The organism is Aliishimia ponticola (genome assembly GCF_004803475.1).
Taxonomy (GTDB): domain Bacteria; phylum Pseudomonadota; class Alphaproteobacteria; order Rhodobacterales; family Rhodobacteraceae; genus Aliishimia; species Aliishimia ponticola.
Window position 1 is genome coordinate 457,226 of the sequence record NZ_SRKY01000002.1, and the last position, 14,807, is coordinate 472,032.

General features: G+C 62.6%; 17 protein-coding genes. 10 read left to right on the forward strand and 7 right to left on the reverse strand.

The window, feature by feature from the left end; translation table 11 throughout:
* Positions 1 to 81 precede the first annotated feature (81 nt).
* Complete coding sequence (locus tag E4Z66_RS08560; protein WP_136462579.1) at positions 82 to 681, forward strand: 2-hydroxychromene-2-carboxylate isomerase; 600 nt, start codon at positions 82 to 84, stop codon at positions 679 to 681.
* Complete coding sequence (locus tag E4Z66_RS08565; RefSeq protein WP_136462580.1) at positions 678 to 1,493, forward strand: alpha/beta fold hydrolase; 816 nt, start codon at positions 678 to 680, stop codon at positions 1,491 to 1,493. The genes E4Z66_RS08560 and E4Z66_RS08565 overlap by 4 nt, the downstream gene beginning before the upstream one ends.
* A 10-nt stretch (positions 1,494 to 1,503) precedes the next feature.
* Here the strand turns inward: E4Z66_RS08565 and E4Z66_RS08570 are convergent, their stop codons facing one another.
* Together E4Z66_RS08570 and E4Z66_RS08575 are read right to left on the reverse strand one after the other, a co-directional pair.
* A complete protein-coding gene (locus tag E4Z66_RS08570; RefSeq protein ID WP_136462581.1) occupies positions 1,504 to 2,619 on the reverse strand; it encodes an alpha-D-ribose 1-methylphosphonate 5-triphosphate diphosphatase in 1,116 nt (371 codons plus the stop codon).
* Positions 2,606 to 3,385 (reverse strand): esterase/lipase family protein, encoded by a 780-nt coding sequence (locus tag E4Z66_RS08575; RefSeq protein WP_136462582.1) that lies wholly within the window; start codon positions 3,383 to 3,385, stop codon positions 2,606 to 2,608. The genes E4Z66_RS08570 and E4Z66_RS08575 overlap by 14 nt, the downstream gene beginning before the upstream one ends.
* A 41-nt stretch (positions 3,386 to 3,426) precedes the next feature.
* Here E4Z66_RS08575 and E4Z66_RS08580 point away from each other — a divergent pair, with 41 nt between their 5' ends.
* The gene (locus E4Z66_RS08580) at positions 3,427 to 3,888 is read left to right on the forward strand and encodes an NUDIX domain-containing protein (protein WP_136462583.1); all 462 of its coding nucleotides are present in this window, start codon (positions 3,427 to 3,429) and stop codon (positions 3,886 to 3,888) included.
* Here E4Z66_RS08580 and E4Z66_RS08585 read toward each other — a convergent pair.
* From E4Z66_RS08585 to E4Z66_RS08600, 4 genes are all read right to left on the reverse strand, one after another.
* A complete protein-coding gene (locus tag E4Z66_RS08585; RefSeq protein ID WP_136462584.1) occupies positions 3,854 to 4,717 on the reverse strand; it encodes a DMT family transporter in 864 nt (287 codons plus the stop codon). The two genes, E4Z66_RS08580 and E4Z66_RS08585, sit on opposite strands and share 35 nt — an antisense overlap.
* A complete protein-coding gene (locus tag E4Z66_RS08590) occupies positions 4,717 to 5,451 on the reverse strand; it encodes a vWA domain-containing protein (RefSeq protein ID WP_136462585.1) in 735 nt (244 codons plus the stop codon). The genes E4Z66_RS08585 and E4Z66_RS08590 overlap by 1 nt, the downstream gene beginning before the upstream one ends.
* A gap of 187 nt (positions 5,452 to 5,638) precedes the next feature.
* A complete protein-coding gene (groL, locus tag E4Z66_RS08595) occupies positions 5,639 to 7,282 on the reverse strand; it encodes a chaperonin GroEL (protein ID WP_136462586.1) in 1,644 nt (547 codons plus the stop codon).
* Between the two features lie 73 nt (positions 7,283 to 7,355).
* The gene (locus E4Z66_RS08600) at positions 7,356 to 7,643 is read right to left on the reverse strand and encodes a co-chaperone GroES (protein ID WP_136462587.1); all 288 of its coding nucleotides are present in this window, start codon (positions 7,641 to 7,643) and stop codon (positions 7,356 to 7,358) included.
* A 208-nt stretch (positions 7,644 to 7,851) separates the two neighbouring features.
* Between E4Z66_RS08600 and E4Z66_RS08605 the strand changes: the two genes are divergently transcribed.
* A complete protein-coding gene (locus E4Z66_RS08605; RefSeq protein WP_136462588.1) occupies positions 7,852 to 8,841 on the forward strand; it encodes a TraB/GumN family protein in 990 nt (329 codons plus the stop codon).
* Positions 8,842 to 8,868: 27 nt separating this feature from the next.
* Here the strand turns inward: E4Z66_RS08605 and E4Z66_RS08610 are convergent, their stop codons facing one another.
* Complete coding sequence (locus E4Z66_RS08610) at positions 8,869 to 9,537, reverse strand: DUF2161 domain-containing phosphodiesterase (protein WP_136462589.1); 669 nt, start codon at positions 9,535 to 9,537, stop codon at positions 8,869 to 8,871.
* A 146-nt stretch (positions 9,538 to 9,683) separates the two neighbouring features.
* On the opposite strand from E4Z66_RS08610, the gene E4Z66_RS08615 reads away from it, so the two are divergent.
* From E4Z66_RS08615 to E4Z66_RS08640, 6 genes are all read left to right on the forward strand, one after another.
* Positions 9,684 to 10,604, forward strand: a complete 921-nt coding sequence (locus E4Z66_RS08615; RefSeq protein ID WP_136462590.1) for a manganese-dependent inorganic pyrophosphatase — start codon at positions 9,684 to 9,686, stop codon at positions 10,602 to 10,604.
* A gap of 158 nt (positions 10,605 to 10,762) precedes the next feature.
* Positions 10,763 to 11,635 (forward strand): TIGR01459 family HAD-type hydrolase, encoded by an 873-nt coding sequence (locus E4Z66_RS08620; protein WP_136462591.1) that lies wholly within the window; start codon positions 10,763 to 10,765, stop codon positions 11,633 to 11,635.
* Positions 11,636 to 11,793: 158 nt separating this feature from the next.
* Positions 11,794 to 12,237, forward strand: a complete 444-nt coding sequence (locus tag E4Z66_RS08625) for a MaoC family dehydratase (RefSeq protein ID WP_136462592.1) — start codon at positions 11,794 to 11,796, stop codon at positions 12,235 to 12,237.
* Between the two features lie 120 nt (positions 12,238 to 12,357).
* Positions 12,358 to 13,290 carry a bifunctional riboflavin kinase/FAD synthetase gene (locus E4Z66_RS08630; protein WP_136462593.1) on the forward strand — a complete coding sequence of 311 codons (933 nt, stop codon included), beginning with the start codon at positions 12,358 to 12,360 and terminating at the stop codon, positions 13,288 to 13,290.
* Entirely contained in the window at positions 13,287 to 13,757 is a 471-nt protein-coding gene (locus tag E4Z66_RS08635) for a YcgN family cysteine cluster protein (protein ID WP_136462594.1), read from the forward strand. Before E4Z66_RS08630 ends, E4Z66_RS08635 begins: the two co-directional genes overlap by 4 nt.
* Positions 13,757 to 14,794: a threonine aldolase family protein gene (locus E4Z66_RS08640; RefSeq protein WP_136462595.1), complete on the forward strand. Its 1,038-nt coding sequence runs from the start codon at positions 13,757 to 13,759 to the stop codon at positions 14,792 to 14,794. Before E4Z66_RS08635 ends, E4Z66_RS08640 begins: the two co-directional genes overlap by 1 nt.
* Positions 14,795 to 14,807: the final 13 nt, after the last annotated feature.

A 14,807-nucleotide genomic window follows, 5' to 3' on the forward strand; every position in this document is an offset into this window, starting at 1 on the left:
TTATGACAGATTCGTTAAGGTTGACACCGCTTAGCACGCGCTTACCGTCCGGCAAAGATAAAGGATTGGAAGGAAGGCTTCATGGCACATATCGACTACTATTTCGCGACACTGTCGCCTTACGCCTATCTTACGGGCACGCGGTTGGAAGAGATCGCGGCCAAGCACGGCGCGTCGATTACCTATAAGCCGTTGGACATTGGGGCGCTGTTCACACGCACGGGGGGCACACTGCCCAAGGATCGGCACCCCAGCCGGATGGCCTATCGCGCGCAAGAGCTTCCCCGCGCTGCGAAGAAGGCAGGGCTGCCGCTGAACCTGAAACCCGCGCATTGGCCGACAAATGCGGCGCCGTCCGCTTATGCCATCATTGCGGCGCAGCAAGAGGGCGGCGGCGATCTTGGCAGACTGGTTCATTCGATCCTGCGGGCGTCCTGGGCCGAAGAGAAGGATATCGCCGAGGATAGCGTTGTGCGTGACTGTCTTGAACAGGCCGGCTTCGATGCCGGGATCGCGGATCGGGGCCTTTTGGCCGGGGCTGAACAATACGCGGCCAATCTGGAAGAAGCGGTGAACAAGGGCGTGTTCGGCGCGCCATTCTATGTGCTGGACGATGGCACGATGTTCTGGGGTCAGGATCGGCTGGACGATCTGGATGCGTATCTTGCAGGTGACCTGTGACGCCGCAGCCCGGATTCGTTCCGCATGTCGCCGAGTTGGGGCAGGGGCCGCGCAAGGCGCTGGCGCTTCATTGTACCTTGGCGTTCTCCGGCGCATGGAAGGGGGTCGCCGCGCGGATCGGTGATCGCCTGACGCTGATCGCTCCGGATATGCCAAGCCACGGGCAAAGCGCCGATTGGGATGGGCACAGCAGTTTCGGCGACACGGTGTTTGCCGCGTCGCTGTCCTGTCTCACCGAGCCGATGGATGTCATCGGCCACTCTTTCGGGGGGGTAACGGCGCTTAGGCTCGCGGTGGAGCGGCCCGACCTGGTGCGCAGCCTCACGATGGTTGAGCCCGTGTTCTTCCATGTCGGGTTCCTGGAGAATCCATCCACCCGCGCCGGGCACGACACCCCGATGGGGGAGGTCATGGGCCATTGCGCCGAAGGGCGGTTCGAAGAGGCCGCACGGCTTTTCAATCGCCAATGGAGCGATGCCGGACCGCGCTGGCCGCAGATGCCGGAACAGGTGCGGCAGGCCATGACGCGCGCGATCCATGTCGTTCCGAGCACGGTCGATCTGCTGTGTGACGATAGCGCAAACCTGATGGCGCGGCTGGATCGGGTCGCGATGCCGTCTTTGCTGATCCACGGGGCGACGTCGCCAGAGCTGGTCAAGGCGACCAATTCCGGCCTTGCACGGCGTTTGCCGAACGCCAATCAGGTGGAAATTGCGGGCGCGGGCCACATGGCGCCGATTTCCCATCCGGCAGAGGTCGTCGCCGCGTGGAGCGCGCTTTTGGGCCGGGGCGGGGCGATGGCCGCGTCCTGATGTACTGGGGTCAGGCGGCCAGCAGGCGGTTGGCGATGTCTCCGGTCAGATAACTGACGCGGCCGCCACTGATCGTGGCAGCGACACGGTTATCTGCGTCCAGAATGGTCAGGTCCGCGCGCAGCCCTTCGGCCAACTGGCCCCGGTCGGTCAGGCCAAGAACCCGCGCCGGACCTTCGGAAACCAGCTTCCACGCGGACTCCAGCCCCATTGTCCGCGCCAGAAACAACGCCGCGCGGCGCGGGCTGGGGTAATGGTAGTCAGAGGCGAGCGCGTCGCACAGCCCCATCATCACCAGATCAAGCGCCGACACATTGCCCTTGTGCGAGCCGCCGCGCACGAGATTGGGCGCGCCCAGAACGATCAGGTCGCTGGCCTCTGCCGCTTCGACGGTTTCGGGAAATTCCGTGATCTGCACGCCGCGCTTGCGCCACGTAGCGCGCTGTTCGGCGGTGCTGTCATCATGGCTGCCCATACGCAGCCCGTCCGCACCAAGCCTTGCACATAGCGCGTCCAGCGCGGCGGGCACTTGGGGAGAGGCGGCGTGAAGCTGTTTCAGCAGCGTGTGGTGGTTTTCCGGGCTGCGACCTGCCTTGAGCGCTTGTCCTGTCATCTGTTTGGGCGTCTTGCCCGCGGCAAGCCGATCATGGGGCAGATGGTCATTGAAGACGACATAGGGGACTTTCCATGCCGCAAGTTGCGCAGGGAAATCCGCGTATAGATCCAAGAGATGCGTTTCGAAGCGTGCCTGCGGGATCAGATCGGTCACGGTCCGTGCGTCGCGGATGGCACAGAACACGTCCGCGCCAAATTCCGGGCCGCGCAGCCCGCCTTCCCAGCTGATGAACTGCGCCATCACGCCGGTCGTGATCCCGTTGGCGGCGATCTCGGCTTCGGCTGCAAGGATGCCTTCCCCGATATCCTTCATCGCGCCGCGCCGGGGGGCCACATGCCGTTCAAAGCCGTCGCCATGCACGTCGATAATGCCGGGCAGGATCCTATAGCCGCTCAGGTCCACTTGGCGGGCCGCTTTTGACGCGACCGTGCCCTCGGCAATCGCGATCGGGTCTTCGCTCAGCCCGTCTGGTCGCAGGACCGACGCGCCGGTGAATTCAACGTCCAACATCAGGCAGGCTCCAACAGGTTCCGTCCGGGCAGCCGAACCCGGCCAGCAGCGCCTCGACCCAACCCATGTCGCGATCAAAGCGTCCGGTTTTCAGAAAGGACAGCGTTTGTCCGATGACCCAGGGGTTGTTCATCATGAACGTATGGGTGACTGGCAGCACGAGGTGGTCGCGCATCCCCGGCACCCGTGTCGCAGAGACGGACACTTTGCCATCATCGGGGCCGGGCAGAAGACTGGAATAGATCGGGTTCAGCGATTGGTTGCCAGCGATGACACCCAGTTCGAAGGCCACGCCAGGAAGGTTGCGGGGCAGGCTGTTCGGGCCGGTGCCAAGCTGCATGCCTGCGGGGCCATTGATCCACTCGAACCCGGGGAAATCCTTGAGCTCGTCCACCAGTTCGCTGCCTTGATTGGGCGGGCCAAGCATGACCGCGCGGCCAACCCGGTCCGCCCCGCGTTCGCGCACATATTGCCGCAGCAGGATGCCGCCCATCGAATGGGTCACGAAATCCACCTTCTGCGTGCCGCAACTGTCGATCGCGTCGGGGATGGTTTCCCGCGCTAGCGTGCCGACCGGATCTTCGGTCGAGGCATAGCCGGGCCGCACCACGCGCCAGCCCTCGGCGGTCAGCGCCTCTTCCATCAGCAGGAAGCTGGCCTCGGTGCGTGCCAGCCCATGCAGCAACACCACGCAGCGCTCCGGCCCGGCGGCACTCACCGCCGCGGGCAATAACCAGATCAGCAAAAGGATCAGCGCGCGTAACATGATGCTTGAGATATATGTTTCCGCCTGCCAAGGAAGCCCCAATGACCGATAAGCTGGAAAAAAGACCTCGGGTCGCTGTGCGGGCCATCATCGTGCAAGATGGGCGCTTGCTGCTGGTCAATGCGTGGGGCGGCGGGCGGTCGGACCTTCTTTGCGCGCCGGGGGGCGGGGTGGATTTGCACGCATCGCTGCCGGATAACCTCAAACGGGAGGTGCGCGAGGAAACCGGGCTGGAGATTGCCGTGGGGGCGGTTTGCCTTGTGAACGAATTCCACGCGCCGGGCAGCGACTTTCATCAGGTCGATATCTACTTCCGTTGCAGCGTCATTCGCGGCACGGTCGATCCGGGGTGGGTTGACCCCGAAGGAGTGGTGACGGAACGCCACTGGGTGACACGCGCGGAACTGACCAAGCTGCGCTACAAACCGGACAGCCTGCCGGATGTGGCTTTTGGCGCCCCGGATGCGATCACTTACGACGCGCTGGAGCCGCTGGTGCGCTGACACCGCGTGTGAGGGCAAAGCCGATCCCGCCCAGAACCAGCGCCGCAGCAAGGGCCGTGCGCAGGGCGATAGGTTCCGACAGGATCAACGCACCAAGGATGATGGCGATCACCGGCACGCTGAGTTGCACCACCGCCGCGCTTGCGCCGGGCAGGGCGGGCAGCACGTGGTACCACAGCGCATATCCCAGCCCGGATGTCACCGCGCCGCCCAGAATGGCGAGCGCCCAGCCGGTTGCGGTCAGGTGCACAGGGGCCACGAGGAACAGAAGCAGCACCAGCGGCAGGCACAACAGGAAATGCGTGGCTGTCGCGGCCAATGGGTCCGCCGCGCCGCGCCCTGCAACGGTATAGGCGGCCCAACCCATCCCGGCCACGACCATCAGCACAGCTCCCTGCGCGGAGCCTGCCTCTGCGCCCTGTTCCGGCCAAAGCGCCAGCGACAGTCCGACAAAGGCCAGCGCCGCCCCAAAGATTTGTCGCGCTGTCGGGGCGGCTCCGGTCAGGGCGGTGTGGAGAAAGAGCGCGATCTGCACGGTGCCGAACAGGATCAACGCGCCCAGACCCGCATCAAGCGTCACATAGGCCAGGGAAAACCCGATCATATAGGCGGCAAGCGCAAGCGCGCCCATCCAGCGCGTTCGGTTGCCCAGATCCATGCCGCCAGCGCGCAGGCGGACTAGCACCGTCAGGATCACCACGCCCGCGAACACCCGGACGATGGCGAAGCCGGCAGCGGTGGCGTGACCACCATCGACCGCAGCCCGGTTCAAGACGGAATTGAGCGCAAACGCGACCATGGTCAGCGCAGTCAGAAGGATCAGGCGCACTAGCCGGCCTTTCGTTGTGGTGTTTGGCGGTGACTCAGATGCTGGCAGCCCAGTGTGTCCTCGAGCGCCTGTGCCAGTTCCTCGACGGATTCGGCCGGGACATAGCGCCCACCATTTGCGGCGGGCAGGCATTCGGCAACGGTGGTGCGCGGACCGGATTTGCCGACCTGATCCCACGAGAAATGATCGTCGCGCACGCGAAAGCCGATCACATGCACGGTCAGGTCATAGCCTTCGGCGGCCAGTTGTCCGGCCAAGTGGCACGGCGCGCCGCCGCAGGTTTCCTTGCCATCGGTGACCAGCACGATCAGCCCAGGTTTGTTGCGATAGTCCAGTTGCTCGGCGGCGCTGCGCACGGCATCGGTCAGCGGGGTCTCTCCCAGCGGTTGGAGCGCGTCGATTTCCGATCTGATCCGATCGCCCGCATCGGGCAGGGGGGGGAAGCGCAGATCGACATTGTTGCAAGCGCCGTCCGGCCCTCCGGTCCCGCCGGGGCCATAGATAATCAGCCCAACGCGCCGCACCGGGGCGATGAAGGGCATGGCGCGGCGGACGGCTTCGCGTGCTTCGACGATGCGGGGCGCGTCCAGCAGGTTGAACCCCATCTCTGCCATCGACCCGGACCCGTCGAAGACCAGCATCGCGTCTGTGGCGCAGGACTCGGACGCTGCAACCGGCAGCGGAGCCAGCGCAACGGCACAAGCGATCAATGTCTGAAGGGCGGGCTTTATCATGGCGCGACACTGACAGAGGCAGCAGGCCCTGTCCATGCACGCGCCGCCCGCCGGTTTGGACATGACGCAACCGTGACCTTGCCCCGTGCTCGCCCCGTGCTTGCCCCGTGGCGCGCCGATGCGCTGCCCCCAAACGCAACAAAGGCCCCCGAGGGGGCCTTTGCCGTTTTCGATCGGTCGGGCCGATTTACATCATGCCGCCCATGCCGCCCATGTCGGGCATGCCGCCAGCTGCCGGTGCGCCTTCTTTGGCGGGCAGGTCAGCGACCATCGCTTCGGTGGTGATCAGCAGACCAGCAACCGATGCGGCGTCTTGCAGCGCGGTGCGCACGACCTTCGCCGGGTCGATCACGCCGAATTTGAACATGTCGCCATATTCTTCGGTTTGCGCGTTGAAGCCGAACTTGACGTCGTCGCTTTCGCGGATCTTGCCTGCAACGACGGAACCGTCGACGCCTGCGTTCTCTGCGATCTGACGCAGCGGTGCTTCCAGTGCCTTGCGCACGATGGAGATACCGACGTTCTGGTCGTTGTTCGCGCCTTCCAGACCGTCCAGCGATTTGCCGCCTTGGATCAGGGCAACGCCGCCACCGACAACGATACCTTCTTGCACGGCCGCGCGGGTCGCGTTCAGGGCATCGTCAACGCGGTCTTTGCGCTCTTTCACTTCGACTTCGGTCATGCCGCCGACGCGGATGACAGCAACACCGCCTGCCAGTTTGGCAACGCGCTCTTGCAGCTTCTCACGGTCGTAGTCGGACGTGGTTTCTTCGATCTGCGTGCGGATTTGGGACACACGTGCTTCGATTTCGGCTTTCTCGCCGGCACCGTCGATCACGGTTGTCTCGTCTTTCGTGATCGCGACGCGCTTGGCGGTGCCCAGCATGTCCATGGTCACGTTTTCCAGCTTCATGCCCAGATCTTCGGAGATCACCTGACCACCGGTCAGGATCGCGATGTCCTGCAGCATGGCTTTGCGGCGGTCGCCGAAGCCCGGTGCCTTGACAGCTGCGATTTTCAGGCCGCCGCGCAGTTTGTTGACCACGAGGGTCGCCAGCGCTTCGCCTTCAACGTCTTCCGCAATGATCAGCAGCGGCTTTTGCGACTGGATCACTTGCTCCAACAGCGGAACCATCGGCTGCAGGGAGGACAGTTTCTTCTCGTGCAGCAGGATCATGCAGTCTTCGAGTTCTGCGGTCATCTTGTCTGCGTTGGTCACGAAGTAGGGGCTCAGGTAGCCACGGTCGAACTGCATACCTTCGACAACATCGGTTTCTGTTTCCAGACCTTTGTTTTCTTCGACGGTGATGACACCCTCGTTGCCGACTTTCTGCATCGCGTCTGCGATTTGCTGGCCGATTTCAGCTTCGCCGTTGGCAGAGATCGTGCCGACCTGTGCAACTTCCGCGCTGTCGCTGACTTCGCGTGCCGCCGCTTTGATCGCTTCGACGACTTTCGCAGTCGCCAGGTCGATGCCGCGCTTGAGGTCCATCGGGTTCATGCCAGCAGCAACCGACTTCATGCCTTCTTTAACGATGGCTTGTGCCAGAACGGTCGCTGTGGTGGTGCCGTCACCGGCTTCGTCATTGGTGCGGGAAGCAACTTCCTTCACCATTTGCGCGCCCATGTTCTCGAACTTGTCTTCCAGTTCGATTTCCTTCGCCACCGACACACCGTCCTTGGTGATGCGCGGTGCGCCGAAGGATTTGTCGAGCACGACGTTGCGGCCTTTGGGGCCGAGGGTGACTTTAACCGCATTGGCGAGAATGTTCACGCCTTTCAGCATGCGGTTGCGGGCGTCGGTGTCAAACTTGACGTCTTTTGCAGCCATTGTCTGTCTCCAATCTATGGAATGGGTTTCAGGGTCATTCAGCGGGGATCACCCCGCCGCCTAAGCGCGTGGCTCAGGACAGGATGCCCAGGATGTCGCTTTCTTTCATGATCAGCAGCTCTTCACCGTCGATCGAAATCTCGGTGCCGGACCATTTGCCAAACAGGATCTTGTCGCCCTCTTTGACGTCCAGTGCGATGCGCTCGCCGTCATCGTCACGTGTGCCTGCGCCCACGGACACAACCAGACCTTCGGCCGGCTTTTCCTTGGCGCTATCGGGGATGATCAACCCGCCAGAAGTTTTTTCGTCGCTCTCGACGCGGCGCACCAGCACCCGGTCATGAAGTGGTTTGAATGCCATCTTTGTAGCTCCTTGGCTCAAAGTTACTCCCTTGGGCCCCGGCTCAAGGGGCCATTAGCACTCAGGCTCGTCGAGTGCTAACGACGCGGAGATAGGCAAGTCGCTCAAGTGAGTCAACAGGCGTGCCCGGAAAAAAGTGCACCAAAAATGCAGGGCGGGCGGGGCGCTGGCATTGCAGGACTTGCGAAGGCGCGCTAGCAGTTTCGCCATGTTCAAGATGCTTTGTTCCGCCCTCGCGTTTTCCCTGCTGCCCCTTGTTGCCAACGCGGCATGCGAGGGGGTGGACGACAGAACCAGGCTGACGTCGGATGAGGCCGCGGAACTGGCGCGGCGGTTGTCGGATATCCCTTATCCAGAGGGCAATTACTGGACCGCGACGCGCGGCGACAAGGTGCTGCATCTGGTGGGCACGGTTCATATCGCGGACCCGCGCCTTGATGCGGTGATGGAGCGGCTGAAACCCGTTCTCGACCGGGCGGATCTGTTGATGGTCGAGATGACCGCCGAGGAAGAGGCAAAGCTGGAACATGCCGTTGGCACGCGCCCGGAACTGCTGTTCCTGACCACTGGCCCCACATTGCCGGAGTTGCTGGACGACGCCAGTTGGCAAGAGCTTGCCGCGGCTGCGCGCTCTCGTGGAATTCCGCCGATCATGGCCGCGAAATTCCAGCCTTGGTATCTGTCGCTGACCCTGTCCATGCCCGCTTGCGTGATCGAACAGATGCGCGACGAAGGGCGCGGTTTGGACCACATGCTGATGGAATACGCGCGGCAGATCGACCTGCCGCAGCAAGCGTTGGAACCCTATGATACGCTGTTTCGCCTGTTCGGTCAGGAGCCGCTTGAAAAGCAGGTCGAATACCTGAAATTCGGCGTTCTGCCCGATGACATGGCCGAAAACGCCATGGCCACGCTGATGAACGCTTATTTCGAAGAGCGTGCTTCGGAGATTTTCGCACTGACCTATATTACCGCGCGGTGGCATGCGGACATGCCCGCGGCGGAACTGGAAGGGCAGATCGACGAATTCCTCGGGATTGCGATTGATCAACGTAACCTCAGTTGGATGGACCGTATCCTTGCCGCGCCGGATGGCGTGACGGTCATCGCCTCCGGGGCGGGGCATCTGGCGGGAGAGGCCGGATTGCTCAACCTCTTGGCGGCAGAGGGGTTCACGCTGGCTCGTCAGCCGTTCTGATCGGCCAGCCCGGATGATGCGGGCCTGCTAGCTTCCCAGGACTTCACCGGCCTGTCCCGCCGCCTGCGCCCCTGCGGGGCTAAGCCCGTAAACGCCAGTGTCGACCTTTTCGAACCAGCCGTAATGGTTTTCCCGCATCATCCGCGTGGCATGTTCCACCTTGGTCGCGCGGGCGACCTCTGCGCCTTTGCTGGCCCCGTTCTCGAAAAGGAACAGCGCGAGCTTCAGGGCGTCTTGCCGATAGGCTGTAACAAGGCCCTGACGGATCTGCCCACCCGCATTGGGATCGCCCTGCCGTTTCGCGAATTCGCGTAACAGCCGTGCCTGCCGCGTCTTCGATTTGCGCGGGGCATAGGGGCCGGGGTCGCAATGGACGGAAACCAGCCCATCGGACAGGCGCACCGTCATGACGCCCAGCCCAAGCCTGCGGGCCAGTTTGACATTGGCTTTGACCGACTGGGCAAAGCGTTTGCCGGGCCGGTGGGCGACGGCGATATAGACTTCCTCTGCCACTGCCAGGCGGGCGACGGCCTGATGAAATAGCGTCAGGGAAAACCCCAGCTTGAGTTCCACGATCACCGGCGGCTCCGCCCCGCGCCGGGCAACGACATCCGCCGCGCCGATCTCGGACTTGACGGTATAGCCCTGCGATTCCAGCAGTGTCTTGATGGGCGGGTAAAGGTCGGTTTCCTGCATGCCGCAAAAGCTAGCAGCGCCACCGGGGCAGGGCCAGAGCCGCGACACCATGCGTGTGCGCCCAATCCTGTACAGACGGGTGACAAGGGCGCGGTAGCTTCATATAAGGCAGCCGAAAACGCATTTTCGAGTAAGGACACACGCGTATGACGACTCTCGTCTTCGGTCACAAATCCCCCGACACCGACTCCACCGGTTCCCCGCTGATCTGGGCCTGGTATCTGAAAGAGGTCAAAGGCGAGGACGCGAAAGCCGTCTTGCTGGGCGAACCCAATACAGAGGCCGCCTTCGTGCTGGAGCGTTGGGGGTATGACAAGCCCGAAATCATCGACAGCGTCGCGGCGGACCAGCCCTGCGTGATCGTGGATACCAACAACCCCGCCGAACTGCCGGACGATGTGAACGCCGCAGATATCCGCGCCATCATCGACCATCACAAGCTGGTGGGCGGTCTGGAAACCAAAGGCCCGATCGACATCACCGTGCGCCCGCTGGCCTGCACCGCGACGATCATGCACGATCTGATGGGCGCGGATGCCGGCAAGCTGACAGAGCCGGTGAAGGGCCTGATGCTGTCCTGCATCCTGTCGGACACGCTGGAGTTCCGCTCGCCCACCACAACGGCGCAGGACAAGGCGCTGGCGGAAGAGCTTGCAAGCGATCTGGGGCTGACGATCTCCGAATATGCTGCCGAGATGTTCGCGGCGAAATCCGATGTCTCCGCATTCTCGGATGCGGAACTGATCCGCATGGACAGCAAGGAATACGAAGTCGGCGGGACAAAGTTCCGTGTCTCCGTTCTGGAAACCACCGCGCCGGAAATCCCGCTGGGCCGCAAGGACAGCCTGATGGCGTCGATGAAGGACGTGGCGGCGGAAGATGGCGTGGACGAGGTTCTGCTGTTCGTGGTCGACATCCTGAAAGAAGAAGCCACGCTGCTGGTGCCGAATGACACGGTGAAATCGGTGGCCGAAAAGAGCTTTGGCGCCTCGGTCTCTGGCGACGCGGTCGTGTTGCCGGGCGTGATGAGCCGTAAAAAGCAGATCATCCCGAACCTCAAGGTCTGATCCCTCGCTAGCGGGGGTGCGCTGAAGCGCACCCTACGCGCGGGCGGCACAGGTAGGGTGCGCTTCAGCGCACCCTCAAGGTGGGATTGTTGCATGCAGAGCCTTGCGACGGATCACCCTTCATGGTTTGACCTAGTCTGCGCTGACAGGAGCACACCATGACCCAGATCATCGAACGACTTGAAGATATCTCTGCAAATTACGACGTCCTTCTCGTCGATCTGTGGGGGTGCGTGCATAATGGCGTCACGGCATTTCCCGACGCTGTCGCGGCTTTGCAGGGATACCGGGCGCGGGGCGGAACCGTCGCGTTGCTGACCAATGCACCGCGTGCGCGTGGCCCGGTGGCCGATCAGATCGCCCGGCTCAATGTGCCCGATGACGCGTGGGACACGCTCGTGACCTCCGGCGACAGTGCGCGGGCCGCCATGTTCCGTGGCTTGGTTGGCAAGAAGGTTTGGTTCATTGGGCAAGACCACGACCTGACCTTCTTTGACCCGCTGAGCGTTATCGAAGACCCGGTCGACATCACGCGCGTTCCCATGGAAGAGGCCGAGGGCATCATCTGCACCGGACCGTTCGATCCGCTTGCGGACCCGTCCGAAATGCGCGGGGCTTTCCTTTATGCCAAGCAAAAGGGGCTGGAGATGATCTGCGCCAACCCCGATATCGTCGTGGATCGCGGCGAAACGCGCGAATGGTGCGCCGGTGCCCTGGCCGAGCTGTACAAAGAGATGGGCGGGACCGCGCATTATTTCGGCAAGCCGCACCCGCCGATCTATGACCTGGCCTATCGCCGCATCGCGGAGCTGGGCAAACCGGTCGAGAAAGATCGCATGTTGGCCATCGGCGATGGCGCGCTGACCGATATTCCCGGGGCCATGGGCGAGGGTATCGATTCCCTGTTCATCTCTGGCGGGCTCGCGGCAGCAGAGACCCGAACAGAGGCGCAGCCCGACCCGGACGCGCTTGGCGCGTATCTTTCTGCCCAGCAGATCGCGCCCACTTATACGATCGGCCTTCTGCGCTAAGCTCTGCCCCGTCATCGCGTTCGCCATTGGAGCGGACGCGGATCAGGGCATCATTTCCAGACCCGGAGGGCAGATTCTGCTTGGCTTTTCTGCGTTTGCAAAGTAATTAAATTGCGCGCGCCGTTCGTTCGGCGCGCGTTTATTACTCGGAGAGTGAAATGTTGGACAATCTTCCCCGCGGCACAATCTGCATCGAAGACATTGAAATGGGCATGTCCCGTTATCTGCAAAAGGTGATCACCGACGAGGACATCACCCTGTTTGCGCAGGTCTCCACCGATCACAATCCGGTCCACCTTGACGACGACTATGCGCAGGACACGATCTTTCAGGGTCGGATCGCGCATGGGATGCTGACCGCTGGCCTGATCTCTGCGGTGATCGGCGAACAGCTTCCGGGCCATGGCACAGTCTACATGTCGCAGAACCTGAAATTCCTTGCACCGGTGCGCCCCGGCGATCTGGTGCGCGCGGAAGTGACCGTGGTGGACATCGAATTCCAGAAACGCCGCGTTAAGCTGGATTGCGAATGCACCATCGACGGCAAGAAGGTGCTCGTGGGCGAGGCGATGGTGCTGGCACCTTCCCGCAAGTTCGACTGACCTGATCCGCGGCCAGAATTTGCGGCGAAACCTGCAGCGCGGGGCCGCCTCTCCAAGTTAATTTTGTCACATCGCTGGGCGGTGGTTGCGTCTCGCTTGGGGCGTGAGTAGTCAAAGCGTATGCGGATCATTCGGGACTACCAATTCGTCGAGGCCATGGATCGCGGGGCGACCGCCGCGATCGGCAATTTCGACGGTGTGCATCTGGGCCATCAATCTGTGATACGGCTTGCGGCCAAGGCTGCGCCGTCTGCCCGGCTTGGCATCGTGACCTTTGAACCGCATCCGCGCCAGTATTTCGCCCCCGATGCCCCGGCGTTCCGGTTGATGAGTTCCGCCGCGCGCAGCTCTCGCCTTGAAAAGCTGGGTGTCGAACGCCTTTACGAGCTTAATTTCAACGCCGCGATGGCAGGTCTTTCGCCCGAAGAGTTCGCCCGCGAAGTGATCGCTGACGGTCTGGGGCTCAGCCATGTGGTGATCGGCCATGACTTCTGCTTTGGCAAAGGCCGGGCAGGCACGGCAGAGATGCTCAAGGAATTTGGCCGCGAAATGGGCTTTGGCGTCACCATCGCGCCTCTGCTGGAAGAGGGTGCGCTGGTGGTGTCCTCGACCGCGATCCGAACCGCGCTTGCCGATGGGCGCCCGCGCGATGCGGCTTCGATGCTGGGGCATTGGCACCGCATCGAAGGGCCGGTGATCGGCGGCGAACAGCGGGGCCGGACCCTTGGTTATCCCACGGCGAACATGTCGCTCGAGGGGCTGCATTTGCCGAAATTCGGGGTCTATGCGGTTCTGGTCGATGTGCTTTCCGGGCCGCATCAGGGCAGTTATCACGGGGTGGCAAGCCTTGGGGTGCGGCCGATGTTCGGCGGCGAAGTTCCGAATATCGAAACCTTCCTGTTCGATTTTTCCGGCGATCTTTACGGAACGCCCCTGTCTGTCGGGCTGGTCGATTATCTGCGCGGCGAAGAAAAATTCGACGGGCTGGAAGCGTTGGTGACCCAGATGGATGCCGATAGCGCGCAGGCTCGTAACCTTTTGGCCGCATTATGAGCGATCCGATCGCCCGCCCCGGTCTGGCCCCGCGCTTCTGGGAAACCAAACCGCTGGAGCGTATGTCGCGTGACGAGTGGGAGGCGCTCTGCGATGGCTGCGGCAAGTGCTGTCTCAACAAGCTGGAAGATGCAGAAACGGGCGAGGTCGCGCTGACCCGCGTGGCCTGCCGCCTGCTGGACGATGCGACCTGCCGCTGCGCGCAATATGAAATCCGCCACCAATTCGTGCCCGATTGCATTGTCCTTACGCCGAAAAACCTGCCCGATAACCTGTATTGGATGCCGGAAACCTGCGCCTACAAGTTGCTGTGGCACGGCCAACCTCTGGCCGATTGGCATCCGCTGATCTCGGGCGATGCGGACACGGTGCACCGGGCGGGGATTTCCGTGCGTGGCATGACGGTAAGTGAATTCGACGTCCATGAGGACGATTGGGAAGACCATGTGATCGAGGAGACGCGCTGATGTTTCTGGCTTCTGACAATTCCGGCCCTGCACATCCGCAGGTGATGGCAGCGCTCGCTGCGGCGAATGAGGGGCACGCGATGCCCTATGGGGCGGATCCGATCATGGCGGAGGTAAAAGCCCGCCTGCGCGATCTGTTCGAAGCGCCGGAGGCCGAGGTGCTGCTGGTCGCCACTGGAACCGCTGCCAATGTGCTGGCGCTCGCGCCCTATGCCGCGCCGTGGCAGACGGTGTTTTGTTCGCCGGTTGCGCATATTCACGAGGATGAGTGCAACGCGCCGGAATTCTACACCGGTGGCGCGAAACTGACGCTGGTGCCGGGTGGGGACAAGATGTCTGCCAGCGCGCTGGCAGAGACGATCGCAGGCGAAGAGACGCGCGGCGTTCATGGGCCGCAACGTGGGCCGGTATCGATCACGCAGGTGACTGAACGGGGCGGGGTGTACTCGCTTGAGCATCTCGGCTTGCTCTGCGGGGTTGCGAAAGAAGCGGGTCTGCCGGTGCATCTGGATGGCGCGCGTTTTGCCAATGCGATGGTCGCGCTAGGCTGCACTCCGGCGGAAATGACGTGGAAGGCCGGGGTGGATGTGGTCAGTTTCGGCGCCACCAAGAACGGCGCCATGGGGGTCGAGGCGGTCGTTTTCTTCGATCCGGACAAGGCCTGGGAATGCGAGTTGCGGCGCAAGCGTGGCGGGCATCTGTTTTCCAAGCATCGCTATCTGGCGGCGCAGATGTTGGGCTATCTGGCCAATGACGTCTGGCTGGATTCGGCGCGTGCCGCCAATGCGCAGGCCGCCAAACTGGCTGAGGGGCTGAAAGCACGTGGGGCCGAGTTCCTCAGCCCGGTCGAGGCGAATATCATCTTTGCCACCCTGCCGCGCGCGGCACACCAGCGCCTGCACGAGGCCGGGGCGCAGTATTATCTGCTGTCCGGCTCTTTGGAAGACGGCGATGCCGATGAAATGCTTCCCGCGCGCATGGTGTGCGACTGGTCGCTTTCGGACGAGGCGGTGGAAGAGTTCCTGTCCTACATCTAACGGCGCGTTCTGG